Source organism: Clostridium sp. LS, assembly GCF_002760435.1.
Lineage (GTDB): Bacteria > Bacillota > Clostridia > Clostridiales > Clostridiaceae > Clostridium.
The window spans coordinates 1-15,167 of sequence record NZ_AUUU01000118.1; the positions used below are offsets into that span (position 1 = coordinate 1).

Here is a 15,167-nt window from a genome sequence, read left to right on the forward strand (position 1 = left end):
CCACTTAAAATTATCAGCTCTGGATTAAACAACTTTATATAATTTGAAAGTCCAATTGCAAAATATAAAGCCGAATCTTTAATAAGACTCATAGCAACTTCATTTTCTCTTTCTGCTAAACTACAGACATCACGATAATTTATATTATCTAAATTTTTCTTTAAACCTAATGGATTAGTTTCTTTCATTCTATTGATAAATTCCTTAGTTATATTTAATATTGAAACATAACTTTCTATGCATCCGTAATTACCACAAGAACATTGCTGCCCGTTAACCTCAACGATCATATGCCCAAAAGCATCTTCTGTATTATTAATTGTTCGAATCAAAACACCTGACGATATAATTCCAGTTCTAATTCCCACACCACAGTTAATATATGCAATATTTTTTTTACCCTTTCCAAGCCCAAAACTATACTCTCCAATAACTGCAGCATTAGCACCATTGTCAATGCATATCATGGTATCATATTCTTTTTTTAACATCTCATATAATGGATAAATCTTAAATCCACCAACTATTCCAATTCCAATTCCAACAATTGATGATTTTTTTATTTGTAATTTAATACACAACTCTCTTATGCAGCCTGGAATAATTTCAGATATAGTTTCGATATCATATTCATGACTTAATAATCTTTCTTTTATTATCTTTAATTTCAAATTAGTTATGACTATTTTGGTATAAATTCTCGATATATCAATTCCAATAATATAAAATCCTTCTTGGTTTACATCATATAAACCAGGTTTTCTACCTCCTGTCGACTCACCAATATCACTTTCAACAATAATTTTCTCATTAAGCAATATTTTAAGATCTCTGCTTAACGTAGTTGATTTTATTTGGGTTATATTAATTAATTCACTTTTAGTCATAGGTCCATTTGCTTGTATAATGCTAAAGATATGTTTACACCTATCATTTAATGATTCAGAACCATTATATACTTCCAAGAAACTCCCATCCTTTCCCCATATAATGATATCATCTTTTAACCATTTTGGGAACAAGTCTTAACATTTTTAACATTAATATAACTTTACTTTTAGCAAATAACTTGTATAAAATAAAAAAACTACAAGCACATTATCATTATAAACTTGTGCTAGTAGCTATTAGCTTCCATAATGTATTTTGATTATCATTTACTACTAAATATTATAAATTTATTACTCACCTTTCAGCTCAAACACAAGTTTGTGATTATGTTATAGTGCCTGACTGCAAAAAAGACTAGAACAAGGCACTAAGTATAAACATGTCTTACTCTAATCTTAATTATAAACTTAATTCTTTTGTGAAAGTATTGCCTTTCTCTTTAAATATTCTTCTTGAGTTATTTCTCCACTAGCAAATTTTTCATTAAGTATTTTCATTACATCATTAGATTTATTAGTATATTTTTTAAGTATCTTAAAAGCAAAAACTATTAAAGCAATAAATATTAACATTTTAAATCCCATCATTATAAACATTCCCTCATATCCTATAGAACTTGCTGGGCCAAAGCCTCCATATCCTCCAAAACCACCGTATCCTCTGCAAAACATAAACCAATTCCTCCTTGTGCTTATAAATTTATTACTTCCTATGTAGTTAATTATATAAGTCAATTGTGGAGGAATTATGGAAAGATTAATTTTTATTTTATTTCTATAATAAAGAAACACTAATGCTTTTAAAAATAATAAAATATGGAACACTAAAAATAGTTTAACTTAGGAGTGATATGTTTGAAGCAAAAAGATTGTGTAAATAATAATAATAATGAATCCTCTAAAAACGGCTTAAATGCGTATAGTTTAGCAGGAATAGGAATTGGCGGCATCATTGGAGCAGGCTTTTTCCTTGGTTCAAGTTTAGCTATAAGTGAAGCTGGTCCTTCAGTCGTATTAGCATTTATATTAGGCGGTATAATTATGTCACAAGTACTTGGTTCAATGACAAGCATAAGCATAAATAGGCCTGTTAAAGGATCATTTCGTGTTTATACAGAGCAATACCTTGGTAAATTTATAGGATTTCTATTAGGATGGGTAATATTTACTTCAGGAATTTTATCTTTAGGTTCTGAGGCTATTGCAACGGGTATATTCTTAAAGTACTGGATGCCTAATATTTCATCATCTGTATTTGCCTTGGCTTCTTTAATTATTGTTATATTCATAAATAGACTTGGAACTAAATATTTTGGATATATCGAATCTTTAATGGCAATAATAAAAATTACTATTATAATATTCTTTGTTATTTTAGGAATTCTCTATATTTCAAGAAGCGGTATAAAGGTAAATCCAAATCCATTTACTAGTTTTTCCGCATTTTTTCCAAATAGAGTATCAGGTTTCTTGCAGTCAATGTTAATAGTAATATTTACATTTGGTGGCATTAGCACTGTTGCCATGGCAACTTCTGAAGCAAGAAAACCCTGTTATGAAATACCTAAAGCAACTGTGCTTTTAACATTAGGAATAGTATCGTTATATGTACTATCTATGTTTGTTATAGTTTCTACTGTTGACTGGAGTTTAATAAATACCGACATATCTCCTTTTGTTCAAAGTTTTAATAATATAGGCTATGGATGGGCATCAACTTTAATTAATGCTGCTATATTAGTATCAACATTTTCAGTTATGATAGGAACTTATTATGGATGTGTTCAAATACTTGCCTCGCTGGCTCATGCAAAGGAAGCTCCTAAAATTTTAGGAACTTCTACAGGAAGAGAATTTCATAAATATTCCTGGCTTACAACTGCTTGTATTTCAATTGTAGTTGTTTTAATAGCCTTTGTTTTGGGATCAAAACTTTTTAATTATTTAATATCTTCTTCTTCTTATTTTTCATTTTTTAATTGGATCATTAATTTGTTTACTTATATCACATGGCTAAAATATAGAGAAAAAGGTGAAATATATAACTCACCACTTATTAAAGGAAGATTAAGCGCAATCATAACAATTATTGTTATAATAATTTTGCTTGCTATTAGCTTGGGCGTAAGTGATTTTAGAATAGGATTTTATATAGCAGTTGGTATCATGCTTATTATTTCTGCTTCGTATAAATTTATAAAACAATAATAGCTAGTAATTCTTATAAAGTGCATAAATGAAGACAATAACCTCAAATAACTACACTTGTTTATTGTCTTTATTATTTTTTATACTTTTATTTAATTAGATCTGGTATTATCCAAAATCATTTCACTATTACCTTAATACTCAAAATATCTGTTCATCTTACTCATCGCAAGTAACTTTGACGTACCTGTTTTTTCCCATTTTTCAACTTGTTCAATGGCATCTTGGGGATTCTTTCCTAGTCCAACAAGTACACCTGAAAGTATAAATTCTTGATATAAATGCTCAGGATTAATACCTTCTTTTGATTCTGCTAAAGCACGATTAACTAATGGTGTTATATACCTAACCCAATCATCTGGAGTAAAATTACTTGTATTAGTACTAGCTATATTATTTGTTGTACTGGTATTATTATTTGTGTTTGCTACATCCTGTCTCATTAAGTTTCCATTCATATCGGAATTATTCATAGTACTATTTAATGTAAATAGATAATTATACTTTGAAGCATGTTTCAATTCATCTGTAATTATATCAAATAATAGATCCCTATACATTCCCATAGGTAATCTTCTTCTAATAGCTCTATATTTTTCCACCGCTCTTAACTCTCCAAATAAAGCTTTCTTAATCCCTTCTAAATATGATTCAGGTTCTTCAAAGGTTTCTTCACTATCAGCTGAGACTTTCTCACCTGTAAAATCCTCATAAATCATTCTAAATATTCTGTTATGTCTGCGTTCATCATCTCTGATGGATATTATTATTTCTTTTTGATCGTTAGTAGGTGCCTGACTTATAAGATAATCATAGAATAATTCATCTTCTCTTTCCCCTTGAACAGCCTTCCTTACTCCTTCTAGCGCCTCTTGTAATAGTTTATTATTGGTCATTTCATTAACATTTTGCTCCATGATATATTATTAATTCTCCTAGAAATAAATTAATCATTTATATTATATTGTCTGCGTATTTCAATGTGCATCTTTCTATCTATATCCAAGTTTATTTTAGTTTTTCTCTAACATCTTCTACATCAAAATCAGCAATTATATTCTTAATATCTTTTAATTTAGTATCCTTTGGAATAGATGTAGGTAAATCAAGTTTTTTATACACTTCATTTAATTCTATATGTAATCCTACTGATACTTCTTCTATAGTCATATAACCTTTTATTTCTTCTGGAGCTATTCTTGTTTCAGCAGTTACAGCTGGCGGTGTAATTTCATACACTCCCATAATCTTTGTAATGCCAATTCCACCAAAGAATAATGTAAATAGAAAAATCAGTACAAATATCGGTTTAATGGCTTTGTTACTAACCTTAAATTCTAATGTATTATTTTTAGGACATGAAAGTATGCAGCTTTGACAATTGATACATTCAGCAGATTTTATTTCTTTAAGTTCGGAAACTTTAATATTAACAGGACAATTTTTATTACATATACCACAATTAACACAAGTGCTTTCATTTCTTGTAATTTTAGCTGGGCTTAATTTCGAAACTATTCCATAAACTGCACCCATAGGACAGAGATATTTACAAAAAAATCTATCATATAATAATGAACCAATTAAAATAACTATTAAAACGCTAAAACCAATTGAATATTCGGAAGTTAAGGATTCTACTCCTGCAGATACATGTCCATATGCAGCCCAAGGATCATATGGATTTATCCATAAACCTGCGGTCTTCCATGCAAAATACAATGTAACTAGAAAAACAATATATTTAAGATATCTTAAAGGCTTATCCACACTTTCTTGCATAACAAATCTTTTTCTAAATACTTTTTTTCCTATGACTCCGAAGAACTCTTGAAGTGCTCCAAATGGGCAGATAAGACCACAAAAACTTCTTCTAAATATTAATGCTATTATTAATGTTATAACAAGAATAATTATAGTACCTGAAAATATCTTTTCTATAAAGGTTCTTCCAAATATCAAACTATAAAGTGACTCTAGCCCTCCATAAGGACATAGAGCATGTATTGATGGTTCCTTTCCTCCTCCTAGAAGCTGATGAAGATAAGCTTCAACTGTACTATGTATTAAAAATATTGCTAGTAAAATATAACGTAAACTTTTTAATAATTTATTTCTTCTCATCTCTATTCCCCCTATACTTTTCTATTTATTATAGTTATTCTTTATATCTTTATAGAATATCAACTAAACTTCACTACCTTTTCTAAATTTGAATTCATTATATGATAATTCTCCTTTTACAAGTCTCTCCTTTGTAATATTATCAATGTTAATACCTTCGATTTCATTCTTGATATTAAAAAATTCTTTAGTGTTTACCTCGCAAAGTGCATATCTTTTTAGAAGAATGGTTATATAAAGATTTGAATATTTCATATTTTCAATAATTGACTTTCTTTCTATATACTCATCAGCACTAATTATTCCTATAGCATATTTTTCTTTAAGAATGTCCATTAAGTCTTCTCTAAATGGATTTTCAGTTTTATTATTTCTTAACAAAATAAATACTAAAACAGCAAAAATTATTAAAATAAGAATTAAAATATCTGAACCCCAAAAACCATATCCCATATGATATCCGTGTCTCATAAAATCACCTCCGTCTATACGATTGAAAATGAAATAGTTATTGTTGTACCTTTTCCTAGATCACTTTCTATAAAAAACTTTGCATCTAAAACTTTTGCTAATCTTTTTGCTATTGAAAGACCAAGTCCAGTTCCACCTGTATTTGCATTTCTTGCTTTATCCGCCTTATAAAACTTTTCACCTAGATATGCAATTTCATTTTTAGGTATACCAATACCGTTGTCTTTTATAGCTATATAAATATTTTTATTAGCTGTATATGTTGTTACTTTTAAAACTCCTTTATTTGTAGAAAACTTAATTGCATTATCTAAAAATATAATTATTAACTGCTTTAATTTATCGTAATCACTTAATAGTCTAGGTAAATCCCTTCCTAAAGATAATTGCAAATCTATATTCTTACCAAATAATAAAGGTTTAAGGCTTCTTATAGTATCATTAATAAGCATATTTACATCAAGTTCTGTAAAATCAAGCTCCAATTTTCCCGATTCTAACCTGCTTAAATTAAGCAAATCTTTAACCATTCTTTCAAGTCTATTTGTTTCTTTTATGAGTGTAATGCAGGTTTCCGCTACATGCTCCGGCCTTGTCATTCCATCTACAATAGATTCTAAATTACCTTTAATAACCGTTAATGGAGTTCTAAATTCGTGTGAAACATTTGAAATGAAATCTTTGCGCATTTGTTCAAGCTTTTCTTTTTCACTTATATCTTGAATAAGAATAACACCACCTATAATCTCATTTGAATTGTTCTTTATTGGAGATATTGAAAATTCTAATACTTTGCCTCCATGCTCTTTTAAAATTATTTTTTTTTCATTAGCAGATATGGAAGAATTAAATTCTTTAATTATATCTAAATCTGATAATATTTTGACTACTTCTGTATTATCTTTTAACTTTTTATATGAAAGAAGTTTAATAGCAGCTTCATTTGTATTTATAATATTGAAGGTTCTATCAAAAGCTATTATTCCCTCACTTATGCTTGTTATGATATTACTTAGCTTGTTTTTCTCTTCAAAAAGTTCATTAATGGTATGCTTAAGTTTTAAAGATAACAAGTCAAATGAATTTGATAATTCTCCTATTTCATCTTTTTGATATATATTTGTTTTTATTCCATAATGCCCTCTTGCTAGTTCCAAGGCAGATGAATTAATTTTCTTTATTGGTCTAGAAATATTCCTTGAGAAATAATATCCTAAGACACCTACAAGAACTGTTTCACCTAAAACAGCTAAAATTAAATTTAGAAAGAATTTGTTCATGGAATTAGATAAATCAGTTATTGATGAATTTAGAATTACAGCTCCGACTATGGCGTTATTGTCTTTTATTGGAACGGCTATTGTCATCATTTCTTCATTATAATAAGGATTATAGCCTTCATCATATACTTCTGTTCCCTCTAATACTTTGCTGTTAATATCATCATATAAATCCTTTATTTCTGAATCATTAATGTGCTTAATATCATCATCAGTATCCGATGCAGTTATAATACTTTTATCTATATTAAGTATCCAAATTTTCGCATTATCAATATCATTAATTAACTGTATCATTTTAATAAATTCTTCATCATTTAAGGAATTACTCACATATGGTTTAATAGTTTCGGAAATTGCAGTGGCGTGTTTGTGCATATTATTCTTTTTAACTTCATAAATATTATTTCTAAATATATTTAAAGCAATAATACCTATGAAAAGAGTTGAAACTACAGCAATTCCTAAAAATCCAAGGGTCAATTTAAAAGTAATATTTTTCTTAAACATCTTCCACCTCAAATTTATACCCCATGCCCCACATAGTTTTAATATCCCAGTTATACTGTCCATTAAGGTCAAGCTTAGCTCTTATTCTCTTTATATGAGTATCCACTGTTCTTGGATCTCCAAAGTAATCTACTCCCCACACATTATCTAAAAGATCATCTCGTTTGATAATTTTATTAGGTGAACTTGCAAGCATCCATAGAACTTCAATCTCTTTTTTTGTAAGATTCATATGTACTTCATCTATTTTAACTGAGTAATTATTAATATCTAATTCAAGTTTCGAATATTTAATTATTGATAGCTTATTATTTTCTACTGGAGTAATTCTCCTAAGCACTGCTTTTATTCTTGCTACTACTTCTCCAGGGCTGAATGGTTTTATAATATAATCATCAGCACCAGAATTTAATCCCAGTATTTTGTCCGCATCTTCACTTTTAGCAGTAATCATTATAATAGGAGTATTTGATTCCTTTCTAATTCCATTACATACTTCAATCCCATCCATTAACGGCATCATAATATCAAGTAAAATTAATTCTGGATTATAATGTTTATATTTTAATAAAGCTTCTTCTCCATCAAGAGCAAAAATCACATTAAAATCTTCCTTTTCTATATAAGGCTTTAAAATTTTGATTATTTCCATATTATCATCAGCAATCAGAATGTTTTTACTCATTTTTATCACCTCTCACCTTTAACTTACTATTTTCTTTTATCTACCAAAATTATATCATCACTAACAACTAAATTTGTGTCCTAAATGTGTACTTTTATTTCACAATTAAGACACTTCTACATATGTGAATTGATTTATTATCATAGTATACCCCATGAAATTGAAACATAAAAATCAAGGAGGCATTAAAAATGAAATCAAAAAAATTAATATTAGGACTTGCTATGACTATTACCATGGGATTAGGTATGACTGCTTATGCTGCAAACATAGAAACTACAACATCAACAAACTATACTCACCAGCAAGTTGGACTTGCACGAGTTACAGGTATAAGAGGATATGATTATGTTGAAGCAGTCCTAAAGAATAAACTTGGCATGACAGATGCTGAAATTACAGCCGGTTTTAACTCTGGAAAAACAATGTATGATTTAGCAAAAGAAAAGGGAATGACAGAAGATGAATTTAAGGCAGAACTACTTGAAGAGAGAAATCAAGCTATCGGTAAAGCTGTAGCAGATGGAACAATAACAAAAGAAGATGGAGATTCTATGAAGGAATCCTTACAAAATAATATGGATGCATGTACAGGAATACCAGGACAAGGAATGAGGAAATCTGGAATTAGCTATAATTCTAAATCTGGGAAAAATGCTAGCAAAGGGCATATGTCATGTGCCGGTTCTAGAGGCTTAGCTATTTGCTCTCTTAATGATACCTCAAATTAATTATTAACTTATCAATTAAGGCACATGAAAAAATAAAAGTTCATGTGCCTTAATATTATGTAAGCTACCAAAAAAATTACCTTTTCATCTTTTATATTCTTACGTTTTAATACTATCCTTGTAGTAATATTAAGACATGAGGCAAATCCAGCACATAATAAATCATGTGGTTTAATAACCTGACTCAAGGGTATTATTAATATACACTCATATAAAACTACTTCCATACTATAAATTAGTTAAAATAAAATTTACATTTCCAGAAATAGTATATAAACCATATCCAGCAGGAATAAAAAAGCTATCTCCCTTACGAATTTGAAACTGTTGAGAATCTGATATAATCTTTCCATTTCCTTCAATAATAACAACTGAATTAAAGCTACAATTTGTCGCATTCAATGTAACATCACCACTAACATCATACTTTGTACATATAAAATATTCATTATTGGTAAGTAGTGTAGAAACATAAGATTTATGATTGATAGGATCTCCATCTGCTTCACCGTTTTTTTCGCTAGTTTTAAGATTTGTAACATCCACAGCTTTATCAATATGGAGTTCACGTGGTTTTCCATCAACCCCAACTCTTCCGAAATCATAAACACGATATGTTGAATTTGAACATTGTTGAATCTCTGCAACTACAATACCAGCACCAATGGCATGAATGGTACCAGTTTTGATTAAAAAACAGTCACCTTTTTTTACTTTGACCTTTTTTAAATAATTGCAAATTACTCCACTTTCAACTCTTTCTTTAAACTGCTCTTTAGTCATCTCTTCATTAACACCATAATAAAGAAAAGCTCCTGGTTCGGCATCCAACACATACCAAAATTCATTTTTTCCAAATTCCCCCTCATGTTTTAAAGCATATTCATCATTTGGATGAACTTGGATACTTAGATCCTGTTTAGCATCTATAAATTTAATCATCACTGGAAAGTCATTGTATTTATCACAATTTTCTCCCCATACTTTTTTGCCTTCTTTTTCTAGATATTCTCTAAAACTTACATCAGCATATTTTCCATTAATGATAGTGCTACTACCATCTTTATGGTTGCTCATCTCCCAGCTTTCAGCAACTTTATCTAAATCACTTTCTTTATTATACTTATCAACTAATATTCTTCCACCCCATAAATAATCTTTAATAGCTGGTTTTAATTTTAAAATTTCCATATGATACATACCTCTCCCTTTTGTGTTTTAACATATAATATTTTGTATATTAAAGCATAACATTTTATACTTTAACACATAATATTATACATCATCTTCCTAAAAATATCATCTTTTATGAAACTTTCCACTATATTACTAGTACAATTTATCTTAAATTTAATTAGATTTTCATAAATTCATCTTTTAAAATTGAATAATATAACCGGTCTACATATGTTCCATTATCATAAAAGAAATCCCTAAGTGTACCTTCATAAACAAATCCACATTTTTCAATTACCTTTTTAGAAGGAGTATTTATTGATTTATGACTTATCTGAACTTTGTGTAAATTAATATTATCAAAACCATATTTTATAACAGCTTTTGTGGCTTCAGTTGCTAGTCCCCTTTTTTGAAAATTCTTTCCAATACAATACTCTATTTCTGCAAAATGATTTTTATTATCTACAAAAAAATATGCAATCTGACCTATACATTCACCTGTTTCCTTTAGTTCAACAGCCCATCTATAGTAATCATCTTTTTCATATGAACTTTTATATTTATCGAGAAGCGCTTTAACTTCCTCCTTTGTTGAGTATACTGGCTCAGAATACATAGATTGAATTTTAGGATCACTTATCCAATACTTTAGCATGCTTTCACCATCTGCATACTCAAACCTTCTTAAAATCAATCTTTCCGTTTCAATCTTCTTTGTTCCAATATGTATTAACACAGTCATTACTCCTTTCCGCATATCCATATATCTTAACTCATTTTTATTTAAATAATATTCAACAATCTTTTATATGATATGTTGTTTATATTATAACATGACTATATTTACCACAAATATAAATTGTATAAAAAATAAAGCTCCAACTCGAAGCTTTATAACTTTATATTTCGCATTGATTAGAAAAACCTTCAGGTGGAACTCCTAATGCTTGAATAAGTCTCGCCCAATAGTTAACCTGAGCTACAGTACTGGCAATAATAACTATTTCACGTTCAGCAAAATTAAGTTTTACTTTCTCCATAAACTCCCTTGGTATTTTAATTGGAGTTTGTGATATAAATTTTGTATACTCTATTACTAATTTTTCTCTAGTATTAAATGTAGATACGTCATCAATATTATATTTTCCTGTCAAGCAATGCATTTCTTCCTTAGTTATTTCGTTTTCTTCATATTTAAATGAATTCATATCTATACAAAATGGACATGACACGCTTAGAGATGCTTGAATTCTTATAAGTTTTAAAATACGTTTATTCAGGTCACCTTTACCATGAGCCACCATAGCTTCAAGAATACCTGAACTTATTGCAGCTTTGGGATACCAGGCAAGAAGTTTGGGCACAAGTAAATCTTTTTTAGTCACTTTTTTAGATATATATATTCCTATTTTCAAAAATAATGGTATTTTTTTAGGCGGCTCAATGAAAGCAGCTACTTTTTTATCTTGCATGATTTTTTACCTGAGATTAGACATAAAGGACAAATATCAAAAGTAGCTGACACTATAGGAATTACACCAACTATTCCTAAATATTTTAAGTTTCCATCTCCCCAAAATATAACGCTTAATAATATTAGCCCAATAATGAATCTAAATACTTTATCAATTCCTGCAGCCTTTTTCACTAAAAACACTCCTTCGTACAAAAAGATTTTATTTATAATGTTAACTTATCATAATATAATTTAATGTTCTGTGATAAAATCACATTAATTTTTCTTCTTTTATATTATGATAGTTTCATAATTTCTTTCATTATATATAAATATGCATAGCATGTATCTTTTACCTAATAATTATTTATTGATTAAAAGCAAATAATATTCTTATACTTTATAATTTCCTTACTACAATGCTTAAATTATATAATATAAGTAAATATAAATTTTAGGAGGTTCACTTAAATAATGACACATAAATTTGATGCAAAAAATAAACATAAACTTGACAATGAACAAAGGAGAAAATTATTACCACCAAAACAAACTCTTATAAACCTTGGTTTGCAAAAAGGAGATATGATGGCTGATATAGGCTGTGGAATTGGATATTTTACTATTCCAGCATCTAAAATTGTAGGAGATAGTGGTAAAATAATTGCAATGGATATATCACCTGAAATGCTCCAAGACGTTCAAATGAAAATAAATGAAAATAATATTTCGAATATAGAAATTATTTTGACAGAAGAAAATAATTTAAAATTAGAAGATAATAAAGCTACATTTGCTTTTATCAGCCTTGTACTACATGAAGCTAATGATAAAGAAAACTTTTTAAGCGAAGTAAAAAGAATTATAGCTCCTGGAGGAAAAATTGCTATTGTTGAATGGGAAAAAATCACCGGTGAATTTGGACCTCCTATAGACCATAGATTAGATAGAATCTATCTAACAAAAATGTTAGATTCACTTGGATTTTCTGATATATCAACTATAGATATTGGTGAGGATTTTTATGGCATAATAGCTCATAAATAAATCAATTATCTATACACCTGGATTTTGTAATATAATTGAATAAATTATTTTAATTTTCAAGCTATATTGTACTATTCAGAATTTATAACTTTTAAGTACAAAGCCAGAGTCAATATATAACATTAACAAACTTTGCTAATGTTATATATTGACTCTGTATAAATTTATATTATGAAATTTTTTCTATTTTATTAATTTTAATATATTATCTTTCCTCTTAAAAAAAGATTCATCCAATGAATACATTTCTATTGCTTCATCTTTATTCAACTCAAGTTTTTCTAATAGGGCTTCCTTTGTAAAAATATTATTTTCAATCAATATCTCAAATGCCTGCTTAAATAAATATGGCTTTTCTTTTTTTATTTCTTCATCCAAAGGTTCTTTTCTATAATATCCATACTTTATCATTTGTGAGTTCAAATATCTTATTTGATTATCAGTTAGAATATTTGCCATTTGGCACCTTTTAATCATTGCACTTATTGAAACATTCCATCTTTTTTTCAATAAAATAAAACTATCTATTGAAGATGAAATTACTTCTTTATTAAAAGTTTCTATAGGCAATAAGAATGCCGATGCAAAATAATTTGCTTGATACTCAATCTTATCATATAGCTCCTTATCCTCTTCAAGCTCTTCTTTATCTATATTTTTATGAAGAATTAAATGTCCTAATTCATGTGCAAGGTCAAATCTTAATCTAACTGCTGAATCTTTATCATCTCCAAGAAAGATATAGGGTACATCGTTTCTCCATGTAGAGAATGCATCTACTTTTTTAGTCCCTATCTTTAGTTTTGTAATAACAAAACCCTTAGCTTGTAATAAATCTATTAAATTTCCTACTGGAGATTGATCTAATCCCCATTCATTTCTTATTTTCAAAGTAATATCTTCTATTTCAAGCTTATCTATACTTTCCGGATCTAATTCACCAAAGCTCAAAATATCTACTTTGGGCAAATCAAAATACGAATTTATAAATGAGTATGTTCTGTCTATCCAATTAATTCTTACTTTGCATGCATCCTTTAATTTTTTAGTTATATTTTTATTACTCCTAAAATATATAACATTTTCTTCAGATTCATCACTATTGGAAGAACATAGAAAGTTAATTGGAAATTTCAACTCATCTATTAATTTTATTAATGTTGCAGGGCTAGGTTTTGTTTCACCTTTTTCAAATTGTGATATTGCTTGACTTGATATGCCTATTAGTTTTGAAAGTTGTGCTAAAGATAACCCTCTTGCCACCCTAGCTTCTTTTAATTTCGCTGGAACTATTTTGTTATCCTTTATAGAACCAAACTCTATAACCTTCATAACTATTTTTTCACCTTCCTAAACTACTTTACTAATTTTTTAGCTTCTTCTTTGAGAAATGCTATTTTTCTTTCTGTCTGTTCATTATTTATATCCATTCTTATAGCCTGCTTATATTCTTCTAATCCATTAAAGATCTCTTCAGCGTACTTCATATTATAGCTTGGAATCATAAAATCCAAATGATCTATTTCTTTATTTTTTACTCCATAACCTAAAATCATAAAAGTGTACTTTTCTTCCCCAACTTCTGCATCATTATCAAATAACAGAAATTTCACTTGCTTTAAATGTTTGTCATTAACTTTTGCTTCTTCAAGCATATATCTAGATATCTTATTACTATTATGAAGCTTATTCCTTTTAGGTGTCCTATTTATTTTCAGCCTTATTAGCTTATTATTTAAAAATAAGGCTTTACTCTTAAAGGGATTCACATCTTTTATTTCAACTTTAAATGGAAAATCCATTGATAAAACATCTGATTCAAATTGTCTTTTGACAACAAAGCTTAAAATTCTAGTACTTATTTCTGAAAATGACTCTGATTTTTCAAGTTCTGGATTATCTTCTAATAATCTTTTATAAGCCGATACACCAATGTATAGTATATAATATATGTTTTCCCTCTCTTCTTTTTTTATTAAACCATCTATTTTCTCATTTAATTCCATACCTCATCACCAACCATTTTTATTATTAGGTAAAGTATACCATTCACTTTTGTATTTTTCAATATTTTTATCAAGTAAACATTAAATTTTAGAGCCTTTTATCAATTATTATATAAATTCTTTTTTTACAAACATAAAATCTTATTCATTCATTTAGATACAATCAAAAAATTAATATAAACTTTTTTAGTAATTAATGTGATTTTCAATAAAAAGACATATATCCTATATGAAATCAAAATAAAGGAGGTTAAAACTATGGCTGTAACAAAATCACTTCAAACAACTTCATTAAGCATTGAGATTCAAAGTGGCACCGACAAAGCAGGGGACGCCGTATTTACTAAGAAGACTTTTTCTAATGTTAAAACAGATGCTACTCCTCAAAATATCTATGATGTTGCAGAAGCAATAAAGGCTGTTTTATCAGTTCAAACTAGAGATTACTTTGTAAATGAAGCCTCTAGTTTAGTTAACGCTTAATGGCATTAACTTAATCAAATCTATGAAAGGGGGACCTATTAATGGAATATACTTTAGCTTTGACTTTTTTAACTGAAGGTGGAGAAAAAACTACTTT

The 15,167-nt window shown here is 28.3% G+C and carries 17 protein-coding genes and 1 pseudogene; 4 read left to right on the forward strand and 14 right to left on the reverse strand.

Translation table 11 applies throughout. The annotated features are described in order from the left end of the window. Together COL3_RS22160 and COL3_RS22165 are read right to left on the reverse strand one after the other, a co-directional pair. The coding region (locus tag COL3_RS22160; RefSeq protein WP_180277972.1) for an ROK family protein at positions 1-965 on the reverse strand (965 nt) is incomplete at its 3' end. Between the two features lie 333 nt (positions 966-1,298). Further along, positions 1,299-1,562: an SHOCT domain-containing protein gene (locus tag COL3_RS22165; protein WP_008422453.1), complete on the reverse strand. Its 264-nt coding sequence runs from the start codon at positions 1,560-1,562 to the stop codon at positions 1,299-1,301. Between the two features lie 183 nt (positions 1,563-1,745). On the opposite strand from COL3_RS22165, the gene COL3_RS22170 reads away from it, so the two are divergent. Continuing rightward, entirely contained in the window at positions 1,746-3,098 is a 1,353-nt protein-coding gene (locus COL3_RS22170) for an amino acid permease (protein WP_008422452.1), read from the forward strand. Positions 3,099-3,232: 134 nt separating this feature from the next. Here COL3_RS22170 and COL3_RS22175 read toward each other — a convergent pair whose 3' ends face one another. From COL3_RS22175 to COL3_RS22195, 5 genes are all read right to left on the reverse strand, one after another. Beyond that, positions 3,233-4,015: a ferritin-like domain-containing protein gene (locus COL3_RS22175; RefSeq protein ID WP_008422451.1), complete on the reverse strand. Its 783-nt coding sequence runs from the start codon at positions 4,013-4,015 to the stop codon at positions 3,233-3,235. A gap of 91 nt (positions 4,016-4,106) precedes the next feature. Beyond that, positions 4,107-5,222 carry a 4Fe-4S binding protein gene (locus tag COL3_RS22180; protein ID WP_008422450.1) on the reverse strand — a complete coding sequence of 372 codons (1,116 nt, stop codon included), beginning with the start codon at positions 5,220-5,222 and terminating at the stop codon, positions 4,107-4,109. A gap of 63 nt (positions 5,223-5,285) precedes the next feature. Further along, positions 5,286-5,693 carry an SHOCT domain-containing protein gene (locus tag COL3_RS22185; RefSeq protein WP_008422449.1) on the reverse strand — a complete coding sequence of 136 codons (408 nt, stop codon included), beginning with the start codon at positions 5,691-5,693 and terminating at the stop codon, positions 5,286-5,288. Positions 5,694-5,707: 14 nt separating this feature from the next. After that, positions 5,708-7,483, reverse strand: coding sequence for an ATP-binding protein (locus COL3_RS22190; protein WP_008422448.1), 1,776 nt, complete (start codon positions 7,481-7,483; stop codon positions 5,708-5,710). Further along, positions 7,476-8,168: a response regulator transcription factor gene (locus tag COL3_RS22195; protein ID WP_008422447.1), complete on the reverse strand. Its 693-nt coding sequence runs from the start codon at positions 8,166-8,168 to the stop codon at positions 7,476-7,478. Before COL3_RS22195 ends, COL3_RS22190 begins: the two co-directional genes overlap by 8 nt. Positions 8,169-8,359: 191 nt before the next feature. Here COL3_RS22195 and COL3_RS22200 point away from each other — a divergent pair, with 191 nt between their 5' ends. Next, on the forward strand, positions 8,360-8,899 hold the full coding sequence (locus COL3_RS22200) for a hypothetical protein (protein WP_008422446.1): 540 nt from the start codon (positions 8,360-8,362) through the stop codon (positions 8,897-8,899). Between the two features lie 74 nt (positions 8,900-8,973). On the opposite strand, the pseudogene COL3_RS29410 reads toward COL3_RS22200, so the two are convergent. The 5 genes and pseudogenes from COL3_RS29410 to COL3_RS22225 all read right to left on the reverse strand — a co-directional run. Beyond that, positions 8,974-9,072 (reverse strand): annotated as a pseudogene (locus COL3_RS29410) (OsmC family protein); the annotation flags it as partial. Between the two features lie 55 nt (positions 9,073-9,127). Continuing rightward, complete coding sequence (locus tag COL3_RS22210) at positions 9,128-10,090, reverse strand: type I phosphomannose isomerase catalytic subunit (RefSeq protein ID WP_008422445.1); 963 nt, start codon at positions 10,088-10,090, stop codon at positions 9,128-9,130. A 163-nt stretch (positions 10,091-10,253) separates the two neighbouring features. Beyond that, positions 10,254-10,841, reverse strand: coding sequence for a GNAT family protein (locus tag COL3_RS22215; RefSeq protein WP_008422443.1), 588 nt, complete (start codon positions 10,839-10,841; stop codon positions 10,254-10,256). Between the two features lie 136 nt (positions 10,842-10,977). After that, positions 10,978-11,550: a hypothetical protein gene (locus tag COL3_RS22220; RefSeq protein ID WP_008422442.1), complete on the reverse strand. Its 573-nt coding sequence runs from the start codon at positions 11,548-11,550 to the stop codon at positions 10,978-10,980. Beyond that, positions 11,532-11,726 carry a DUF2892 domain-containing protein gene (locus COL3_RS22225; RefSeq protein ID WP_008422438.1) on the reverse strand — a complete coding sequence of 65 codons (195 nt, stop codon included), beginning with the start codon at positions 11,724-11,726 and terminating at the stop codon, positions 11,532-11,534. The genes COL3_RS22220 and COL3_RS22225 overlap by 19 nt, the downstream gene beginning before the upstream one ends. A gap of 282 nt (positions 11,727-12,008) precedes the next feature. Between COL3_RS22225 and COL3_RS22230 the strand changes: the two genes are divergently transcribed. Further along, positions 12,009-12,581 (forward strand): class I SAM-dependent methyltransferase, encoded by a 573-nt coding sequence (locus COL3_RS22230; protein ID WP_008422436.1) that lies wholly within the window; start codon positions 12,009-12,011, stop codon positions 12,579-12,581. 183 nt (positions 12,582-12,764) lie between these two features. On the opposite strand, the gene COL3_RS22235 is transcribed toward COL3_RS22230, so the two are convergent. Together COL3_RS22235 and COL3_RS22240 are read right to left on the reverse strand one after the other, a co-directional pair. After that, positions 12,765-13,913 carry an XRE family transcriptional regulator gene (locus COL3_RS22235; protein ID WP_008422434.1) on the reverse strand — a complete coding sequence of 383 codons (1,149 nt, stop codon included), beginning with the start codon at positions 13,911-13,913 and terminating at the stop codon, positions 12,765-12,767. A gap of 23 nt (positions 13,914-13,936) precedes the next feature. Then, positions 13,937-14,587 carry a hypothetical protein gene (locus tag COL3_RS22240; protein WP_008422432.1) on the reverse strand — a complete coding sequence of 217 codons (651 nt, stop codon included), beginning with the start codon at positions 14,585-14,587 and terminating at the stop codon, positions 13,937-13,939. 258 nt (positions 14,588-14,845) lie between these two features. Between COL3_RS22240 and COL3_RS22245 the strand changes: the two genes are divergently transcribed. Next, positions 14,846-15,070 (forward strand): DUF1659 domain-containing protein, encoded by a 225-nt coding sequence (locus COL3_RS22245; protein ID WP_008422430.1) that lies wholly within the window; start codon positions 14,846-14,848, stop codon positions 15,068-15,070. Positions 15,071-15,167: the final 97 nt, after the last annotated feature.

What these genes read in the sequence shown, in the direction of transcription:
- COL3_RS22165 (WP_008422453.1), bottom strand. Translation starts at nt 1,562, where the DNA reads ATGTTTTGCAGAGGATACGGTGGTTTTGGAGGATATGGAGGCTTTGGC.
- COL3_RS22175 (WP_008422451.1), bottom strand. Translation starts at nt 4,015, where the DNA reads ATGGAGCAAAATGTTAATGAAATGACCAATAATAAACTATTACAAGAG.
- COL3_RS22180 (WP_008422450.1), bottom strand. Translation starts at nt 5,222, where the DNA reads ATGAGAAGAAATAAATTATTAAAAAGTTTACGTTATATTTTACTAGCA.
- COL3_RS22185 (WP_008422449.1), bottom strand. Translation starts at nt 5,693, where the DNA reads ATGAGACACGGATATCATATGGGATATGGTTTTTGGGGTTCAGATATT.
- COL3_RS22190 (WP_008422448.1), bottom strand. Translation starts at nt 7,483, where the DNA reads ATGTTTAAGAAAAATATTACTTTTAAATTGACCCTTGGATTTTTAGGA.
- COL3_RS22195 (WP_008422447.1), bottom strand. Translation starts at nt 8,168, where the DNA reads ATGAGTAAAAACATTCTGATTGCTGATGATAATATGGAAATAATCAAA.
- COL3_RS22200 (WP_008422446.1), top strand. Translation starts at nt 8,360, where the DNA reads ATGAAATCAAAAAAATTAATATTAGGACTTGCTATGACTATTACCATG.
- COL3_RS22210 (WP_008422445.1), bottom strand. Translation starts at nt 10,090, where the DNA reads ATGGAAATTTTAAAATTAAAACCAGCTATTAAAGATTATTTATGGGGT.
- COL3_RS22215 (WP_008422443.1), bottom strand. Translation starts at nt 10,841, where the DNA reads ATGGATATGCGGAAAGGAGTAATGACTGTGTTAATACATATTGGAACA.
- COL3_RS22220 (WP_008422442.1), bottom strand. Translation starts at nt 11,550, where the DNA reads ATGCAAGATAAAAAAGTAGCTGCTTTCATTGAGCCGCCTAAAAAAATA.
- COL3_RS22230 (WP_008422436.1), top strand. Translation starts at nt 12,009, where the DNA reads ATGACACATAAATTTGATGCAAAAAATAAACATAAACTTGACAATGAA.
- COL3_RS22235 (WP_008422434.1), bottom strand. Translation starts at nt 13,913, where the DNA reads ATGAAGGTTATAGAGTTTGGTTCTATAAAGGATAACAAAATAGTTCCA.
- COL3_RS22240 (WP_008422432.1), bottom strand. Translation starts at nt 14,587, where the DNA reads ATGGAATTAAATGAGAAAATAGATGGTTTAATAAAAAAAGAAGAGAGG.
- COL3_RS22245 (WP_008422430.1), top strand. Translation starts at nt 14,846, where the DNA reads ATGGCTGTAACAAAATCACTTCAAACAACTTCATTAAGCATTGAGATT.